Annotated in this window: 13 protein-coding genes; 4 read left to right on the top strand and 9 right to left on the bottom strand. The window is 43.7% G+C overall.

The window, feature by feature from the left end:
* Positions 1-346 precede the first annotated feature (346 nt).
* Positions 347-4,384: a PGF-pre-PGF domain-containing protein gene (locus ACSAZK_RS13100; protein ID WP_440954549.1), complete on the bottom strand. Its 4,038-nt coding sequence runs from the start codon at positions 4,382-4,384 to the stop codon at positions 347-349.
* A gap of 593 nt (positions 4,385-4,977) precedes the next feature.
* On the opposite strand from ACSAZK_RS13100, the gene ACSAZK_RS13095 reads away from it, so the two are divergent.
* Entirely contained in the window at positions 4,978-5,310 is a 333-nt protein-coding gene (locus ACSAZK_RS13095) for a carboxymuconolactone decarboxylase family protein (protein WP_440954548.1), read from the top strand.
* Positions 5,311-5,535: 225 nt separating this feature from the next.
* Here ACSAZK_RS13095 and ACSAZK_RS13090 read toward each other — a convergent pair whose 3' ends face one another.
* The 3 genes from ACSAZK_RS13090 to ACSAZK_RS13080 form a co-directional block, all read right to left on the bottom strand.
* Positions 5,536-6,471: an SPL family radical SAM protein gene (locus ACSAZK_RS13090; protein WP_440954547.1), complete on the bottom strand. Its 936-nt coding sequence runs from the start codon at positions 6,469-6,471 to the stop codon at positions 5,536-5,538.
* 58 nt (positions 6,472-6,529) lie between these two features.
* Positions 6,530-7,483, bottom strand: coding sequence for a DMT family transporter (locus tag ACSAZK_RS13085; RefSeq protein WP_440954546.1), 954 nt, complete (start codon positions 7,481-7,483; stop codon positions 6,530-6,532).
* Positions 7,484-7,571: 88 nt separating this feature from the next.
* Entirely contained in the window at positions 7,572-8,198 is a 627-nt protein-coding gene (locus ACSAZK_RS13080) for a hypothetical protein (protein ID WP_440954545.1), read from the bottom strand.
* 366 nt (positions 8,199-8,564) lie between these two features.
* On the opposite strand from ACSAZK_RS13080, the gene ACSAZK_RS13075 reads away from it, so the two are divergent.
* The 3 genes from ACSAZK_RS13075 to ACSAZK_RS13065 all read left to right on the top strand — a co-directional run bounded on the left by ACSAZK_RS13075 (position 8,565) and on the right by ACSAZK_RS13065 (position 11,990).
* Positions 8,565-9,647 carry a radical SAM/SPASM domain-containing protein gene (locus ACSAZK_RS13075; protein ID WP_440954544.1) on the top strand — a complete coding sequence of 361 codons (1,083 nt, stop codon included), beginning with the start codon at positions 8,565-8,567 and terminating at the stop codon, positions 9,645-9,647.
* A gap of 165 nt (positions 9,648-9,812) precedes the next feature.
* Positions 9,813-10,877: an L-histidine N(alpha)-methyltransferase gene (locus ACSAZK_RS13070; protein ID WP_440954543.1), complete on the top strand. Its 1,065-nt coding sequence runs from the start codon at positions 9,813-9,815 to the stop codon at positions 10,875-10,877.
* 141 nt (positions 10,878-11,018) lie between these two features.
* On the top strand, positions 11,019-11,990 hold the full coding sequence (locus ACSAZK_RS13065; RefSeq protein ID WP_440954542.1) for a dimethylarginine dimethylaminohydrolase family protein: 972 nt from the start codon (positions 11,019-11,021) through the stop codon (positions 11,988-11,990).
* 78 nt (positions 11,991-12,068) lie between these two features.
* Here the strand turns inward: ACSAZK_RS13065 and ACSAZK_RS13060 are convergent, their stop codons facing one another.
* The 5 genes from ACSAZK_RS13060 to ACSAZK_RS13040 form a co-directional block, all read right to left on the bottom strand.
* Entirely contained in the window at positions 12,069-12,968 is a 900-nt protein-coding gene (locus tag ACSAZK_RS13060; protein WP_440954541.1) for a UbiA family prenyltransferase, read from the bottom strand.
* 553 nt (positions 12,969-13,521) lie between these two features.
* A complete protein-coding gene (locus tag ACSAZK_RS13055) occupies positions 13,522-14,919 on the bottom strand; it encodes an ATP-binding protein (RefSeq protein ID WP_440954540.1) in 1,398 nt (465 codons plus the stop codon).
* A 480-nt stretch (positions 14,920-15,399) separates the two neighbouring features.
* Positions 15,400-16,122 carry an amino acid ABC transporter ATP-binding protein gene (locus ACSAZK_RS13050; RefSeq protein WP_440954539.1) on the bottom strand — a complete coding sequence of 241 codons (723 nt, stop codon included), beginning with the start codon at positions 16,120-16,122 and terminating at the stop codon, positions 15,400-15,402.
* The gene (locus ACSAZK_RS13045) at positions 16,106-16,801 is read right to left on the bottom strand and encodes an amino acid ABC transporter permease (protein ID WP_440954538.1); all 696 of its coding nucleotides are present in this window, start codon (positions 16,799-16,801) and stop codon (positions 16,106-16,108) included. The genes ACSAZK_RS13050 and ACSAZK_RS13045 overlap by 17 nt, the downstream gene beginning before the upstream one ends.
* 471 nt (positions 16,802-17,272) lie before the next feature.
* Complete coding sequence (locus tag ACSAZK_RS13040; RefSeq protein WP_440954537.1) at positions 17,273-18,133, bottom strand: basic amino acid ABC transporter substrate-binding protein; 861 nt, start codon at positions 18,131-18,133, stop codon at positions 17,273-17,275.
* Between the last annotated feature and the right edge of the window lie 498 nt (positions 18,134-18,631).

Raw genomic sequence — 18,631 nt, 5'->3', positions numbered from 1 at the left:
TGAATCCATCCCTTAAAATAGCTCATTATTTTTAATTCTTATTCATTTGAACCGATAACACACTTTATATGGGGAAGCAAATGGAAATCAGGAAAACTCCCGGAAAAAACCCTTACCCTTGAAATCCATCCTGATGCAGAAGAGGGTTTCAAAAGCCGCCCGAACAGGTTCCGAGAGTATCGAACTGGTGATCTATACTTCAAAATAGAAGTTACTCTCTGCAGAGCTTAAAAGAGAATTGCCCGGGAGAAAATTAATCCGTCAACAGTGAACCCGTCAACAGTTGATCCTGGAAAAATTCACAAAAAAGAAAAAAAAGGAAGAGGGGGACACCCTCATCCGACACTCAGTCTCTTCTCATGTAAAAGCAGACCACAAGCCCGAGTACACCTGCAAAGATGCTGAATCCGGGAGATTTTTCCCCGCTTTCTTCGGGTTTATCAACTTCTGATGCGGTTTCTTCCGCAGGAACTTCACCAGTGACTGAGGGCTCGATATCAACCACGCCAGACCCGCCTTCTGCGATAATGGCGAAAGTGGAGAAGCCGGGCGTCAGGGCACTGAAGTAGAAGTAATCTGCGTCTTCATCTTCAACTGTGGTTTCGAGTTCCATCCATTCCCCGTCGTGGTAGCGCAGGAGTTTTACGTCCTCGGAGTCCAGACCATTTTCTTCTAACCAGGCTTTGTCGACTTTAAAGAATATACTTGCTCCTTCAATGTCGCAGTCCCCTGAAACAAACTCTATATCCGTGTATTTGTAGACAGTGCCTTCCGGCTGCGGGACCCCTGAAGGCTGACCTGCATGGTTCTTTGTCCTGAAACGGGCATTGGAGAAGGGATTTTTGGAATCGACTGCAATTGCATAGACGGGTTCTTTATCGAACTTGACGTTTGCTGAATCAGCAGGCTCCCTGAAGGTAATACCCTTTTCTTCCCATTCGGAAGGCTGAGGCTGGTAATGTGAAGGCCCGTCGCTGTTACTTCTGCTGCTTTCACTGTTGATGCTCACCGCTGTGTGGGAATCGTAGTCATCAGGCAGTCCTTCAACGTTTCCGTAGACGTCCGTGGCAACGGTATAGAAGTAATAGTCGCCCGCTTCACTTGTAGAGAACGTGAAAATTCCAGTGCCGTTCTCACCATACTTGCTCCAGTCTCCATCATCTTTCTTGCAGTACAGTTCAACCTTTTCGACACCGACACCTGCCGGGTTGTTAAACCTGGTACTGACGGTAAATGAGACCGTGCCCTCACTGCTGGCTTTGGACGGGGCGTTTGCCTCGGAAAGAAGAACAAGCGGGTAGGAATCGGTCTGCCGATCTCCCGAATAAGAACTGGAAATGGAGGAAACATAGCTGGCAATGCCGTATTCACTGTCTTCATCATAGCTGGCAATGTCATATGCACTGTCAGCAATGCCGTCCCCTTCAGCGTCATAACTGCTCGAAAGAGTTCGGATAACCGGAGTGCCAAACGAGATTCCATTTACGTATTGTCCTGCCCTTGCAGCATGGACAAGCTCTTTTGCGTGTATGGAAGAATCGTTGCCCAGGTACATGCCGCTGTAGAGGGCATTATCGAAGTAAGAATATTCAATTCTCTTAAAATTGAACCTGATGGTACCGTTTTCATACAGCACGACCTGGAATTCGAGGGGGGATTCGTCGTAAGCACCGTTACAATACAAATCCTCGTATGTAGCCACATGATAATCGATCACCGTCAGGTTGCACGGGATTACATTTTCCTCGGAATCATTATCTTCTGCCGAGTACATGGTGTACCCATACCACTGAACCTCCGGGAAAGTACTTTCCATGAGGGCAGTTTCAATTGGCCCGGATTCCATGGTAACCTGTACATCCTTTACATTGTCCTTGTCCTTGTCCTTGTCATTTTCTGTTACAGCTTTTTCATTCAGAGTTTCAAGTTCTTCAGAGTCAACTGCGAAGGTACTTTCAACCCCATGTTTATCTGAAGCAGCTGTATATTGAGAAAAGTCTTCTTCAGATCCTTCTGCGCTAAGGTCATCACAGAGAGCAAATATGAACGTTTCGTCGGGGTATGTGTCAACCCAGTATTTGAAACCGTCATAAGAAGAATCATTAAGCTCCTCGGACCCCGCCGGGATTAGCTGGATCACCCCGTTGCTCACGACCTGCATGTGAGTATAGTTAACCCCATCAAGAGTGAGATTAAAGCCTATAGGGACCTTTTCCGAATAATCATCATCTGACGTATCATTCCAGGTTGCATTGTCCATGTTAGTGTTGATCCACTGATAAGCGGATTCAGTCAAAGAGTATTCACTGTAAACATCCCCGTAGTAGTTTCCTATGTGAGAGCTGGAAACAAGGGAGATGGGGGTGCTAAAAGACGTCTCATTCTCATAGTCTCCGGCCCTGGCTACATACATGAGCTCCTTTGAATGTTCGGAGGAATCGTTCCCGAGATACAAACCGCTGTCCAGGGAGTATTCGAAAGAACGGTAATCAGTCCTATTAAAATTGAACCTTAAGGTCCCATCTTCATACAGCACTATCTGGAAATCGTTGGGGTACTCGCTGTAATAGCTATCCTCGTATGTAGCCGTATGATAATCTATTACCGTCAGGTTGCAGGGTATAGCATTGCCCCCTGAATCAGTATCTCCTGCTAAATAGCTCTTATAACCGTACCAACCATCATATCTTGCATCAAGGTCGTCGGAGAGGGCGAATATGAACGTCTCGTCGGGGTACCAGTTTGCCCATTGCGAAGCGTAATCATAATCGTCATCACCCAGTTCCACCCCGCCTTCAGGGATGAGATGAATGACTCCGTTGCTCACGACTTCCATCCAGGTGTAGGTCACTCCGTCAAGAGTGAAGTCAAAACCTATGGAAACATTTTCCGAACAATAATCATCATCCGAATTACTCCAGTCCAGATCCTCCTGCGTGATGTTGATCCACTGGTAATCGGCTTCATTCAGGGAGTATTGATCGGAGGTACTCCAGAAGTTGTCCGAATCCCCACCAAAAACGGGTAAGATGAAGTTTCCACAAATAGCGTTTCCGGAGAAAGTGTTCATCTCACAATAATCGTAAAGGTAAATCCCATAACAATCTTCATCAGACTCGCCGTTATTGCTCAAAGTGTTGTCTGTAAAATCGTTGGAATTACATTCATATTCAAGGTAAATTCCGCAACAGTCATAATCAGAATCACCAGCATTGCTCAAAGTGTTGCCAGTAAACTCGTTGGAGTTGCAATAATCCTCAAGGTAAATTCCGCAACAATATTCATCGGAATCATCAGCATTGCTCAAAGTGTTGTCAGTAAACACGTTGGAATTGCATTCATAGTAAAGGTAAATTCCATAACAGTCTTCATCAGACTCACCGTTATTGCTCAAAGTGTTGCCTGTAAACTCGTTGGAGTTGCAATAATCCTCAAGGTAAATTCCAAAACATTCGTCATCGGAATCACCGGCATTGCTCAAAGTGTTGTCAGTAAACACGTTGGAATTGCATTCATAGTAAAGGTAAATTCCGCAACATTCGTCATCGGAATCACCGGCATTGCTCAAAGTGTTGCCGGTAAACTTGTTGGAGTTGCAATAATCCTCAAGGTAAATTCCGTAACAATCTTCATCGTACTCGCCATTATTGCTCAAAGTGTTGCCGGTAAACACGTTGGAATCGCAATAATCATCAAGGTAAATTCCGTAACATTCATCATCGGAATCACCGGCATTGCTCAAAGTGTTGCCGGTAAACACGTTGGAATCGCAATCTTCGTAAAGGTAAATTCTATAACAATCGTAATCGGAATTTCCATCATTACTTACCATGTTGCCGGTAAACTCATTAAATCCTGATTTATACAGGAAAATTCCATAACAATCGTAATCGGAATCACCGTTATTATACACCGTGTTGTCGGTAAACGTATTGTTGGAAGCGTTGTATTCGAGACCGGGATCATAGCCTTCAAAAAAGTCATACCCCGAAGCATCCACATAAAAGCCATAGGTTTCGGAACATACAATATTATCCGAAATCGTATTATCACTCGAAGCAACCCATATCCCGACTTCTTCCGCATCGGTTACATTGAACCCCTCAAGCGTACAGTTATCTTCGCTCAATTTGATGCAGAACTCTCCTCCAGTTCCGTTAACCACAGGAAGGCCAGAATCCGTATCCATGCCCCGCAGGATAATCCCGGTTTTGTTCACATCCACATTTTCATAATATGTCCCGCTCTCCACAATGATCGTATCACCGGGACTGGCGGCATTGATGGCCTCCTGAATGGATCCACTTTCATTAACGTAGAGCAGGGAATCTTCAGCAACAAGCTCGATTGGAGCTTCTGCCGCAGCGGTACAAATGAAAAACATTAGTAAAGAAATTGCAATAGAAATTTTTAAAAATTTATGATTTTTTCTGTTTTCCAAAAAAACACCTCTATCAATAGTTACAATACCTATTCTGGATGAAAAGAAAAGAAACAGCGGCCTTCCCAAACAATAACAAGGCTGGATGAGAGAAACCCTGCTTAGATTTGAAAAAGCAAAGTTTCCATTTATCAGCGTATCCGGTTTACTTTCTCACCCGGTAGTCTTCTGCCTGTCGTCCGTCTACCACGATCTTACCCATTTACCCAGAAATTAGCAACGGAAACTTTTGGTATAAAAAAGAGAAGTTATGTAATTTAAACATAACGACAGATGCACATGAAAAGCACAAAAAAATTAAAACTATAGATAAATATATTCAAGAAAGATATACAGATATTTATAAATTGAAAAAAAACTGGAAAGGAAATACAAAAATAAATATAATATTATCTTTGTAAATTCAAACTGTTTGAAAAAAATACGTTTCAAAAATATTTGAAATAAGTTTAAATAACAAAAATGCCATAGTGAGTAAGAAATATACTTAACGCCGTTAACATCTGAGCAGCCAACATAAAAAAGGAGCAATCCCAATGAGAATGCTGGAAGAATTTTTCCCGGAATTCACAGAGAAACTTGACGAAATCGATAAGCTCTACGCCGAAAAACGGATGATTGACGAAAAGACCTACCAGTTCATCTGCTTTGCCCTCTCGATTAAGGGCAGGTCAAAACCCTGCGTCCTGAAGCACTTCAAAGGTGCCCTCGAAGCCGGGGCCACGGTCAAGGAACTGTCCTACATCTTTGCCCTGGTCATGCGGGAAGCCGCAGGTGCCGACGACTGCTGGACCCATGACGTGATCGGAGACTGGCGAGAAATCCTGAAAGGAAACGTTTCCTGCGGCTGTGCGGGAGACGAAGAGTAAGAAGCCCCTAACCAAAAATCAGACCTGACCAGAAAATTCTTTAGTTGACCAAAACTTCAGACCTGACCAGAAAATTCCTTAGTTGACCTTGAAATCAAGAAATAGCGATGGGAAAAGTAAGTCACCATATAATGCATTCACCTCGCAACTCCTTAACCCATTGCTATTTTCTGGATCAAATCCATCTATGCGTTGATTACAATTTTTTTGCAGTGCATTTCTTTTTCATATATCCTCACCGGAAATACCATTTCCCGAAAAATCCGAGAGCTTGAGTTGCTTGAAACCGGGAAGTTTTTCCTTCATGGGTTTCATGTAATCCGCCGAGAGGTGGTATTTTTCCATAAGAGAGGAAATGCTTCCGTAGATTTCTGCTTTGTAGGTTTTGTCGAGCCCTCCTTTTCTGTACAGGCTCCGATAAGGTTCAAGGAGTTCGGGAAACTGCAGGGAAAGGAATTTGAAAAAATGCTTCCTGGTATCGCCCCTGAGGTAAAAGGTCCCCGGCAGGATATAGTCCACTTCAGATTCGGCTGCAAGGGAAAAGATAGCCTCCATGTTCCGGGGGTTGTCGGTAAGAAAAGGCAGGACCGGCATCAGGTGAAGCCCGGTAACTGCCCCGGTATCTTTGAATGCTTTCAGGACGGAGAAACGTTTTTCAGAAGGAGAAGCCGAAGGTTCGAGAACTTCCCTGAGTTTTTCATCCATAGTTGTGACCGTGACTGCAATGTTCACATAAGTCAGCCCTGCAAGTTCTGCAAGCAGGTCATAATCCCTGAGGATCAGGTCCGACTTTGTGGATATTATAACCGGGTTTTTGTACTCGATCATCAGCTCCAGGACCGTTCTCATCAACCCGTACTTTGCCTCTGCCGGTTGATAACTGTCACAGACTCCACCGATATTGATTACCTCTTTTTTCCAGGTCCTGGCTCTGAGCTGCTTTTCAAGGGCTTCTGCAACGTTGGTCTTTACGCAGACCCGGTCGAAAAAAGCAGAATCCCCAGGATTCCCGTATCCTGCTTTGATGTAGCGCTGCGAATACATCGCATAGCAGTACTGACAGCCGTGCTCGCATCCCCTGTAGATATTCAGGTCCCAGTGATATGGAATTGAACCCCGGACCCTATTCAAAGCCCCTGTAACCCGGATTTCTTCAAACATCCCGGAATAAAAATAGCTCAAAAACTATAAGAAACTTAACAGGAGGAAGACTCCTTATTCAATTTTTCGATATTTCCCGGATCTTATTTTCCCGGCTATTTTTCTCTGCATGCCAATTGTTTTGTTCTGAAAAACTTGCCATCAGAACCCCGGAAATAATGAGTACACTTCCTATAAGGTGGTAATACCCGAATTCCTCGTGCAGCACGAAGACTCCTGCAACCACGGCTATAACCGGGCAGAGGTTCATAAACACGGCCGAACGGGAAGCTTCCAGCTCCACAAGGCTGTAAATGGTCAAAAAAGAGGTCCCGACCGAGGTAAAGAGGCTCAGGTAGAGAATCCCGAACATGAATTCCGAATTTTGAAGCAGTGAGAGAGTAGCCTGCAGTGTCAGGTGTTCAAGCCCGAGGGCTAAAAGCAAGAACACGAGAGCCCCGTTTGCCATCATCCCGAAGGTAAGGGTCATGGGATCAAAACTTTTTGAAAGCTTCCGGCCCGTAATTATGTAAAGAGAAGTGGAGACCACGGACAGAAGGGTGAAAACCACGCCTGAGGCATTGAAATCCCCGGTACCTCCATTCATTAAGAAAAGGAATACGATCCCGGCTATGGATATGAAAAAAGATCCTAACTGTTTCGGAGTAAGTTTCTCCCCCAGGAAAAACATCCCGAAGATTCCCACAGATACAGGAATTAAAGCATTGATAAGCCCTGCCTCCGAAGAGGAAATATACAGCAGACCCAGCGCCTGGAAGGAGAAAAAGAGAATCGGCTGAAAGGTGGACAAAACGAACAGGTCTTTAAGCTGGCTCCCGTTCAGATCAAGCTTTACGTTTATGAATTTCAACTTGAGCAGCAGGGACATAACCATGAAAGAGAGCACGAACCTGAAAGCCAGGGTCGTGAAGGGCGCTGCAAAAGCCAGGGACTGTTTGGTGAATAAGAAGGTCAGGCCGATAAAAACGGCATTGAAGAATGCAGCGAGATAAGCTAACGTTTTTTTCTCCATGTGGAGGCTCAGGATGAAAAAGAGGTATATAATTTTATTCCAGGATCAGGAAAAAAGGGAGGGACCTGAAAAGGAAAGGTTCTGGAACTCAATTTTCCAAAGAAGACAGTTCAGGTATGGGTCCTCCCCCCGGAGCATATGCAAATTCTGCCCTTTCTTCCGGACCACCTTCAACCCGGGCTTCAAGATAGTAAGCGTCATCCGTTTCCAGCTTTTCAGGAACACCGTTTTCTCCGAAAGTTACCGAAACTTCCCAGTACCCGTCCTGAACAACGGCACATTCCCCGGAAGGCCACCAGCTTACAGGTTCGTCCCCGTAAAATAACCGGGTGCGTATACAGGTCCCGTCCGGAAGAGTACTGACCCCGTAAAACCTGAACCTGTTATCCAGGGTCCCTCCGCCGCTTATAGCCCTTATTTCAGCCCCGTTTTCTTCCCGAAGCCTCTTCAATTGTTCTTCAACGTGCCTTTTGCGGTTTTCCTCTTCATTTATTATTGCTTCCTCGAGATATCCTTCCTGCAAATAGTAGGGCAGTTCCTGAGAATTCGGACTTCCTTCCGAAGAATATTCCCCGGGAACAACACTTTCGGAAATTGTCTCACTTTCATTAATTCGAACTTCTTCTTTTTCCTCGCAACCGGAAGTAAGGGTTATAGCCGCCACCATTACCAGCATGAGCAGAAAAAGGGAGAATTTAAAGCCTTTAACCGACACAGAACATCCCTCTAAAGAGAATGGCAGGATAATGGATTATATAAGTCTTTCTTTTTCAACACAAAGATAAAATTGAAAAGCCCGGCAGGAAAAAAATAAAGATGAGAAATAACCTGGAATCTGAATAAACAATAAAAAGATTTATCCATCTTTAGGAAGAAACACTTAGTTTCTTACAACTTGATAAGTACGCAGTTTCTATATTCCCTCTCTTAGGGGCAAAACTTATTAAACAAGATACACAAATTATTTAATGAGTCCCATATATTTTTCAGTCACTTATAATTTTAAAATATGTTGGGGGATGAACATATTAATCCGGATAAAGAAAACTTTTTTTCACCACCTCCGATTCTGAGAGGGTACATGTACGGGGCAAAGGAAGCCTATGAAGCCAGGGACTCAGGCCGGCTTCTGGCGATACGCCTTGAAACAAACACTTCATGCAACCTCCGCTGCCGCTACTGCTATGCGCAGAGCGGAGGGGATTCGGTAAAAATAGCTGATTTTGATGTGTTGAAACGAGTTATTTCCGAAGCAAAGGAACTCGGGATAAGGTCCGTGGTCGTGATCGGGGGAGGAGAACCTACTCTTTACCCGGATTTCAGGGAATTGATTGCTTACATCGACTCCCTCGGGATCATACCCATGATGTTTTCAAATACTGTTTTGATGACGAAGGACCTTGCAGAGTTCCTTTACGAACACAACGTCTCAGTAATGGGAAAACTCGATTCCCTCAAGCCTGAAATACAGGACTACCTGGCAGGCCGGGAAGGTTCGGCAGTCGATATCCGCAGGGGGCTTTCAAACCTCATGGACGCCGGTTTTACCGAAGCTGCCGAACCGGGAAAACTCAGGCTTGGGATTTCCTTTGTGAGTAACAGGCTGAACCTCGAGGAAATAGAGGATATCTGGCACTTTTGCCGGCGGAACAACATTTTCCCAAACATGGAGATTCTGACACCTACGGGAAGGGCAAACGAAGAACTTGCGGACAAGATGCTCACCGCCGATGAGATCCAGGCATACAAAATGAAACTGCTTGACATCGACCGGAAATACTACGGGTATGACTGGCTGCCCTACACACCGATCACCGCAAGCGGCTGCCTGCAGCACCTCTACAGCCTCTATATAACCATAGACGGAAACGTCAGGCCCTGCGCCCCAACCAAGCTGGACGAGCACCCTGCCCTGAAGGTTAACGGGGAATATCCCTGCAATGTGAACAAAACTAGCCTGAAAGAGATTTTCGATTCCGAACTCTTCAGCTACGTCCGGAACATCGACAAAGTCCTTGAAGGCAGGTGCGAGGACTGCAAACACCTTAACGAGTGCATCGGGTGCCGGGGCTATGCTTACAGCGTTGGGGTGAACAAAGGAATGGACCCCCTGGAAGCACTCAGGATGGAATGTCAGCAGTGCTTTAAAGAGTCGCTTGAATGAGATACCCGGAGTGTAAATCAGGATATTGTCAGAATTAAGAAGACAGGACCTGCAGGGAAGATAAAGACGGAAAGGGAAGATGAAAAACAGAAAAAGAAGCTAAAGACTGACAGGGAAAATAAAGACAGAACGGGAAGATAAAGAAGGAACAGGAGGAGAGACAGGATGCAGGGCACTGGACAATTAAAAAAGGATTCCGGGAACGAACTGAAGGTAGTAATGATCGATGAGGAAGGGCTTGAGGAAAAACTGTATGAAAGCCTCAAAAAGCATGAACTTCCCGATTACTTCCTGTATACGGGAGCCGGAGGAGCCAGGAACTGGTTAAATCTGGACGAGTCCAGGACATTTCCCGTGGCCCGAAAGCTCAAAGCCCTGCTTGAAGAAAATCTTGTCTCGATAGTGAAGTTCATTCCCACAGGCATGAACCTTGCAAGCATCGGGGTAGGAAACGGGGAAAAGGAAAGGATTATCCTTAATGGATTGATAAAGAAAAATGAAGAAGAGGCAAAAAGCGAATCTGAAGAAGAAAAAGAAGCCTTCGGGTCCGGGAGAAAAAGAAAAATCCACTACTATCCCATCGACATAAATTCCCGGATGGTGGATATCGCCCTCGAAAAAGTTCAGGACCTGCCTGTGGAAAAAAAAGGGATCGTGGGCTTTATCGAGGAAACGCCGCTCCTGAAAAAACACTGGCACCTTCCAGTCCTGTTTTGCATCCTGGGAAATACCTTTTGCAACTATGAACCGGATTTTATCCTGAAACTGGTGGGAGAAAATCTGGAGTCAGGAGACCTCTTCATGTTTGATGCCCACATCTTTCCCGCCGTTGACGGAAGCGATGACGCAAAGTCCATGAGAAATAAGGTCCTGGCTACATATTCATCGAGGGAAAACGCTCTCTTCAACATGTACCCGCTGCTCCACTACGGAATGGCCCCTGAAGACTTTGACTTCGAACTACTGCTCTCTCGCATAGAATCAGGGACAGAAGGACCCCTTTACAGGACTCGCAAGACCCTGCAAATCCTCAATGATACCGAGATAGGGGTCGGTCCCGGCACCGTTAAATTCAAAGAAGGGGATGTCATCAAGATGGGGTTCACCTACAAATATACCTTTGAACAGATCAGCGCTTTCCTGAAAAAAGGGGGATTCGAAATCCTCAGGAAGTTCCTGAGTGAAGACCGGACCAATGTCATAATCCTGGCAAAGAAGCGTACCTCGTAAACATAGAATAACAAATCTAAAAAACACATCTAATGAGAAACTCTGATTCTAATGATTACATCTGATAAGCATACCTTATAAGCACATATAATAAACACAGCTGATAACACACCTGAAAAATCAGAAAATGGGGAGTTGAGAATGGGTTGTCAGATAGAGAAGATTACCAGCGTGAAAAAAACCGAATCATGTATCGCCTACGGCTGCGATGAACTGGGGAGACTGAAAAGCGTACTTTTGCATACCCCGGGAAAAGAACTTTCCCTTATAAACGAATCCAATTACAGGTACTGGCTTTATGATGAAGTCCCGGACATCTCCGGATATATAGAAGAGCACCGACAGTACAGGGAACTGCTCGAGTCAAATGGGGTAAAAGTCCATGAACTCTCCGATTATGTGGAAGAAAACAAAGCCCTGATCGGGAAAATGCCCAACCTGACTTTCCTGCACGATACGGCAGTGATCTCCGAAAAAGGGGCTATGGTTTCAAAAATGCGCCCTCCTGCCAGGGAAAACGAGGAAGTTGTAGTAAAAGAGGCCCTGGACAACCTTGGCATACCTATCCTGAACGAGTTCAAAAGCAGAAACGGTTTTTTCGAAGGCTGTCTCCTTCTTTCAAGGGATACCATCTTCGTTGCGGAAACCGAGAGACACACCTATCCTTTTGTCAGGGAATTTGTCTCAAACATCCTCAACGAGTTTAAAGAAGTGATCTATGTCCGCACCCCCAAAGCCCGCCGCTACATGCACCCGGACACCATTTTCAACAGGATAAGGGAAGACCTTACCCTGGCATACCTGCCCGCCTTTGAAGAAACCTGCCTCTTCACCCAGGACTCCATGGAAAAGATCGATTTCAAGGAATTCATGCAGCAGAGGGGTATGGAGATCATCCCGGTCTCAGACTCCGAGCAAAGCCGCCTTGCCTGCTCCTTCGTACCCCTGAAAAGCGGAACCATCTTCCACTACGACATAGCCCTTGACGGCAAAACAAAAGAAGCCCTGACCGAAGAAGGCGTGGAAATCATCCCCTTCCACCCGGAAGCCCTCCGTGCAGGAGGAGGAAGCCTGCGCTGCCACACCCTGAGGCTGTGCCGGCGGAAAAAATGAAAAAAGTGAATGGGCAAAAAGGTAAAAACAGGAGACGTACTCAATAAACTAAGTTGAATTCAATAAACGAAGTCGAATTCAATAAATGAAGTCAAGAATAATCGAAACTGCGTAAATAACCATTGTCCCGTGGAAGACGGGAAGCGCTTTCAAGCCGGCTTCGGAACTTTTTTCATTCAACAGGTACAGGTTGGCAGCCGCAAGGAGCAAAAAGCCCAGCATAAAGCCGTAAAAGGCAATATCTCCAAGTTCCCTCAGGAAAAGCGGGGAGACCAGGAAGTGCAGCAGTGTAAACCCGACAATCCAGTAGAGGGTGCCTTTCATGCCATAAAGTACCATTATTGTCCTGAGCCCTCGGATCCTGTCGTTTTTCACGTCGATGAGGTCGTTTACGGCAAGGTGGGCCATGGTCCAGGGATAGAAAAATACCAGATAGGCAAGCGCAGTCATATCGGGCTGCCCGTAACAGAGGTAGCCTGCTACCGGGAAAAGCGCTAAGTCCGTCCTCCCCAGAAGCTGGGCTATCGGGTATTTCTGGTCTCTTTTCTTTACCTGGTAGAAGTACTCGATCCCGTAGGAATAAACCATGATGGCAAAAACGTAAAGGGAATTGGGAAAAGGAAGCGTCAGGATCAGGGCAGAAGTGGCTGCAAAAAGCACCAGGAATAAGGAAAAAGCATTCCTCGAGGAAATCAGCCCTTCGGCTATTGGCCTCCTGCCAAAAAGCCTCCAGTACCGGTTGAAACGGTCCCCGGGTTTAAGCGCCTTTTTGTCCAGGTCCCGGTCAACGTAATCATTGAGCACAAGCCCCGCTTCAAAGCCAAAAAGGGATATAAGCACCGTCTTCAGGACTAGCCCCCAGGAAAAGCCCCCGTAGTTTTCAAACGCAAGAACCAGGCCGGAGCAAAAAAGGATGGGCCATGCTAAAAAGAAATGAGCTCGTGTGAGGTCGATATAGGCTTTGAGAGTGTCTATCATGTTTTTAGCCTCGAAAAATACCTATTTAATCCCAAAAAGATTTCTGTTTTTAAATTCTTTTTCAATCGTTAAAAATCAGACATGAGTGGATCATTATCTTCTCGTAAATTCAAATTTGTTCCATTATTTACACGTATTCTCTTGAAGACTGCGGGAAATACAAATTTTATTTCATTTAACCCTCTGTGTTGTAATCCATCGAATAATTACTTGAACTGAACATGATTCTGGATATGCAAAATAATTTTGGGATACACATCGGAAAATATCGCTATTTTTTAGGTCCACATTAGGTAGAAACAAATCAAATATTTTCATACACAAATGTACAATTTTATAGGGGATGCACCTATAGAGTGGCATTATTGGAAGAAGAAATATCTGCAATATGACATGAATCTAATATATTCGGGATATACTGACTGCCAACGGTATTGTATATATGAAATAATTTAAGGACACAACGTTGCTATTTCTTAAATTGTACTAGAAACATACAAAAAAATAATAAGTAGGAGAGGCTTAAAAATTAAATATTATAAGCCAGGTGGCGTTAATGTATTTGCTTTTTTAGAATATATCGGTAATCAAAAGCCCTTACATTTTCTTTTTCAGGTTCAATTAACCCCTGTTTTCTTAGTTTTTGGAATGCCTTTTTTACTTTATTAACATCCTCTTCACCACTTAACTCACGGACAATTTTATTTGTTATAAACATGTTGTCATTTAAATAATCTAATATAATATCTTCAAGAGAAGCCAGTTTTTGATGTTTTATTACCACAACTACAGCATTATCTAATTCTTTTATTTCTGGGGCTACTAAGCCAGCTTTTCTCATCTCATTCCTTGCAGTATTCAAGCCTTCTCCAATATCATGATTTACGGGGTTTGGAAGATTATGTAACAATCTCACTATATTGGGATTTCTGGAAAAACGTTCTTCATAGATATTTTCTGGTGTGATGTAACCAGGTAAACGACCAGGACTTTGTATTTCAATCCTGTTATCGTAAATCTTTATGTGTATATCATCGTTTAAACTATAATCTCTGTGAATAATAGCATTAACAAGTATTTCATGAATAGCTTCAGATGGATAACGTAATTTTTCAACTTTGCCACCAACATTATATGAAACGTCACTAAGCAAGTCAGTAACCGCTTTAACTCCATTTTGAATTTGTTGCTCAACAGTACCATTTATTGTTCGTGGCAGTTCAGAAAGTTGTTCCCTTTTATAATCATTCCCAGAAGTTAACAATCTATAGACTTTTAATGCACAACGTGTGTCTAAGGTTGCCTGAGGTTCATCGTCGAACATCAAAACGCAACCAACGTTTGGGATATATTCCTCACCTTTTTTTGATAAAAGCCTTTGTTTTCTCAAAAACAATTTAGGTTCCATTTTCGAGTTAATTCGTTTAAGGTAATCTTTAAGATTACAATTATCTATAAAATCGCCAACTTCAGCAATATCTACAATTTGTTTTTCGTAAGGAATACTCCCTTTTGCATAACCAAGTTGAGTAACTCTTTCACCGACGATTTTACGCTTATTAGCATTTATGCGTATGTAACAATCCCCGTTACTGCAATAATGAACCTTCGGGCTTTTAGGAATTGAAAAATGTAAAACAAAACCTCGGTTCCCAAAATCAACAAATTCTGTTTCAAGATTTTCAACAGCAGGTTTAGTTTCTTCGAGTAGAATGGTAATTATATCGTTTGCACCCTCTATCGAAGTAAAACCTTTAATTCGCTCACCATCACGTTTTTTGTCTTCTATACCAATCCATAAATCGCCCCCATCTGAATTAGCAAAAGAAACAAAGGATTCTTGTAATTTTTTCGGTTGAATTTCTGAACTTTTAATATCAAAGAAATGGTCTTCCTGAGATTCTAACAAGAAATTTTCTTCATTTTCGATAGGCTTTCTTTCAATAATCAAAATTAACCCTCTTGAAAAATAATTCAAAGTAATGATTTATGACCAAAATAATACTCTCATAAAGAAAGTAAACTTCATAAATATATCGGAAACATATTTTGAGAATGCATTATTAAGCAGAATGCACGATCCCAAAAGATAAAGAGAAAAAATCAAAGTGCACTGGCGCACCTCGCTACAAGCAACTGGGCGTGTTAGCGTTACCACCTCAAATTCCATAAAAAGACAATAAACCTAGTGTCATGACAAATTAAATCTGAAACACTATCTATACCGTATCATCTCTTTAGTTATTGATTTTCTAATAAATTGTTGCATAATTAAGTTTCCCAGACACTAGTACGAATTAGTTTGAGCAGAAGATAACAAACAAAAAAAGAAATATAAATAGTATCATCATTAACGGTTTGCAGGGACGTGCCCATCCCCGCAGCAAGCTGCGGGGTATTCATCTGAAATAAAAATGTGATCCCTAAAGAATCACAAAATCTTACTCAAAAACGACTTTGTCCTCTCGTTCTGGGCGTTGAAGAATATCTCGTCGGGGGTGCCTTTTTCGACAATGATGCCTTCGTCCATGAAGAGTACGCGGTCCCCGACTTCCCGGGCAAATCCCATTTCGTGGGTCACGACGACCATGGTCATGCCTTCTTTTGCGAGGTCTTTCATGACGTTCAAGACTTCCCCTACCATTTCGGGGTCAAGGGCTGAAGTGGGTTCGTCAAAGAGCATGATTTTCGGGCGCATGGCAAGGGCTCTTGCGATTGCGACCCTCTGCTGCTGGCCGCCCGAGAGGGAACTGGGGTAAACGTTGGCTTTGTCTTCCAGACCCACTTTTTTCAGGAGGTCGTAGGCACGGTCGTAAGCTTCCTTTTCGGAAAGGCCTCTTACCCTCATAGGGGCGAGAGCCACGTTTTTAAGGGCAGTCATATTGGGGAAAAGGTTGAAGCGCTGGAAGACCATTCCGACTTCTTCGCGGATCTTGTTGATGTCCACCTTCGGGTCAGTGACAAGCTCCCCTTCGATCCTGATTTCCCCGGCGGTAGGGGTTTCGAGAAGGTTCAGGCAGCGGAGGAAAGTACTTTTCCCGGAGCCGGAAGGCCCGATGACGCAGACCACTTCCCTTTCTTCCACCTTTTCAGTGATCCCTTTCAGGACTTCAAGCTTTCCGAAATGTTTGTGAAGATTATTCACTTCTATCACTTACACCAAGCCTCCTCTCGATATATGCAAGTATACGGGAAATTCCCATGGTCAGCGCCAGGTACACAAGGGCAACCGAAATGTATGTTGGAAATGCCGCAAAAGTCTTTGAGACATAGAGCATCCCGTTCTTTGAAAGCTCGTGCACGCTGATGATTGCAAGCAGGGACGAGTCCTTCAAAAGCGCAATGAACTCGTTTCCGAGCGGGGGGATAATCAGTTTTACGGCCTGGGGCATGATGACATCTTTCATAGCCTGCCTTTCCGTCATCCCCAGGGAACGGGCAGCTTCCATTTGCCCCCTGTCCACGGACTTTATGCCCGCGCGTACGATCTCTGCGTTATAGGCTCCACTGTTGATACTGCAGACCACGATCCCGGCAATGATCGGGTCGATCCTGAAAACCTGCCCCGTAGCAGCAGTTATCAACCCCGGAATTCCGTAATAGAAAAGCAGGATCTGTACGAAGAGGGGAGTTCCCCGGATAAAATCAATATATACGATACTGGGAACTTTGAAAAACGATCTTTTAGAAAGTTTTCCAAAAGCTGCAATTGTGCCGAGAATGAGTCCAAAGCAGATTGAAAAGGTTGTGACCTCTACGGTAATTACCGCACCCCTTAACAAACTTGGAAATACAGCAGCGGCGTGTTCAAGGTAAGAAACTAAAAGAGACAAAACTCCGACCTCAACTTTTTATAACTTTTTAATTCCGTTACGCAAACTGGACCTTGCCATAAATAAGGCATCTTTTGCGGCATTAGCTGTTATGGATAAGATGTCCGGGACCATGAATCTCGAACGGGCAAAGCACCCTTTTCAGCGCCTAAATCCCGTAAAAACACAGCAACACCTATTAATTGAAAACTTTTCACTAAACTTTTTCACTTTCATAAATACCTGTTTTACAGAAATATATAGGTGCTTTAGACTTTTCAATTATATAAATTAAATGATTTGAGGAAAATCGACATTTGAAGCAAATAACAGGATAAAAAGGAAAAGGTAAAGAGAACAGAATAAAATGGAAAGTAAAGAGAACAGAATAAAATGGAAAGTAAAGAGAACAGAATAAAATGAAAAGTAAAGAGAACAGAATAAAATGAAAAGAAAAAAAAGTGAGCATAACAAAAAGTTATGCTTAAAAAATTACTCGGTAACGTTCTCTTCTGCAACGACTTCTTCAGTTACGTTCCCTTCTGCAGTATCCTCTTCTTCCATGTACATCGGAAGCTTGGCTATGAGCTCGTCGTACTCGCCGCTGTCTCTGACATTCTGCAGACCGGTGTTGAGTTTCTCAAGAAGTTCGGTGTTGCCTTCCCTCACGGCAAATCCATAGGATTCACTGTTCAGGGGTTCGCCTACGATCTTGATGATACCTGGCTGTGCAGCAATGAAAGCATTGGTCACGGGCAGGTCATTGACCATGGCGTCTGCGCCGCCAATCCTGACTTCTTCAATTGCTTCATTGACGTGGGGGAAGTCCTTGATTTCGGCAACAATTCCGGCTTCCTTGAGTTCTTCTGCCCTAAAGAACCCGGTTGATCCGGTCTGGACAGCAAGGGTCTTGCCCTGGAGGTCCTCAACAGATGTGATTTCTTCATTGTCTACCGTAACTGCGAGAGCCAGCCCTGCGTTAATGTAAGGTTCAGTGAAGTCAACCTGTCCTTCACGTTCTTCGGTGATTGTCATCCCGGAGGCGATGATGTCAATATTTCCGGTCTGAAGAGCCGGGATAAGGCCTGAAAAGTCCTGGTCCTGGTAGATAACCTTGAAACCCTGGTCTTCTGCAATTGCATTCATGAGGTCAACGTCAAAACCGATGACATTACCTGCGTCATCCACAATTTCGAAGGGAGGGAACTGAGCTTCCGTACCTACATAATAAGTAGGAATCTCCTCAACTGCACCATCCTCTGCACCTTCTTCACCCTGTTCGGCACAGCCAGCTGCAAAGACAACTGACGTGATGACGAGGAGAAGTGCCAAGATCTTAAGCATTTTTTTCATAATCGTACCTCTGAAAATCTCTTCTTAAAATATAATAATCTTTAATAAAACTACAAAATATATATGTATAAGTAGTTAATTAGAGAAATACACCTTTATTGTATAATTATTTTATTATTTCGGACGGTTAATAAGTAGGTGCAGAATGACGGTTATCCTCTGATGGTTACCTTCTTTTGTCAGGACTATTCACCCGGATTGTATATTTCCTCAAGAAATGAAAACATACAGCTGATTCTCCAATCTCACCAAAAGGTCTGAGAGAAAAACCTGAGAAACCGCCGTACCTCTCATTGAGATTGCAACAAAGCTTACAATAAGTACGGAGAGGATTACCCCCAGCAAACCCCACTATTTTAATAAATTGTCACACCCACACCCATTTTTATTAGATAATCGAGTTTGTATCAAGTTTTAAAATGATGCAAACAGCAAATTACAATTATTTTACATATTACATATCTTCCTGAGAAACTATGATTACTGTAAATACGACAC

It is taken from the genome of Methanosarcina sediminis (assembly GCF_052056915.1).
Lineage (GTDB): Archaea > Halobacteriota > Methanosarcinia > Methanosarcinales > Methanosarcinaceae > MTP4.
Note: the sequence above shows the minus strand (reverse complement) of the source record. Positions and strands in the feature narration are given on the sequence as shown.

Bases quoted from the DNA above. Each gene is read 5' to 3' on its own strand.
- ACSAZK_RS13090 (WP_440954547.1), bottom strand. From the start codon at position 6,471: ATGTTTGAAGAAATCCGGGTTACAGGGGCTTTGAATAGGGTCCGGGGT.
- ACSAZK_RS13040 (WP_440954537.1), bottom strand. From the start codon at position 18,133: ATGAAAAAAATGCTTAAGATCTTGGCACTTCTCCTCGTCATCACGTCA.
- ACSAZK_RS13060 (WP_440954541.1), bottom strand. From the start codon at position 12,968: ATGATAGACACTCTCAAAGCCTATATCGACCTCACACGAGCTCATTTC.
- ACSAZK_RS13075 (WP_440954544.1), top strand. From the start codon at position 8,565: ATGTACGGGGCAAAGGAAGCCTATGAAGCCAGGGACTCAGGCCGGCTT.
- ACSAZK_RS13070 (WP_440954543.1), top strand. From the start codon at position 9,813: ATGCAGGGCACTGGACAATTAAAAAAGGATTCCGGGAACGAACTGAAG.
- ACSAZK_RS13065 (WP_440954542.1), top strand. From the start codon at position 11,019: ATGGGTTGTCAGATAGAGAAGATTACCAGCGTGAAAAAAACCGAATCA.
- ACSAZK_RS13100 (WP_440954549.1), bottom strand. From the start codon at position 4,384: ATGTTTTTCATTTGTACCGCTGCGGCAGAAGCTCCAATCGAGCTTGTT.
- ACSAZK_RS13085 (WP_440954546.1), bottom strand. From the start codon at position 7,483: ATGGAGAAAAAAACGTTAGCTTATCTCGCTGCATTCTTCAATGCCGTT.
- ACSAZK_RS13095 (WP_440954548.1), top strand. From the start codon at position 4,978: ATGAGAATGCTGGAAGAATTTTTCCCGGAATTCACAGAGAAACTTGAC.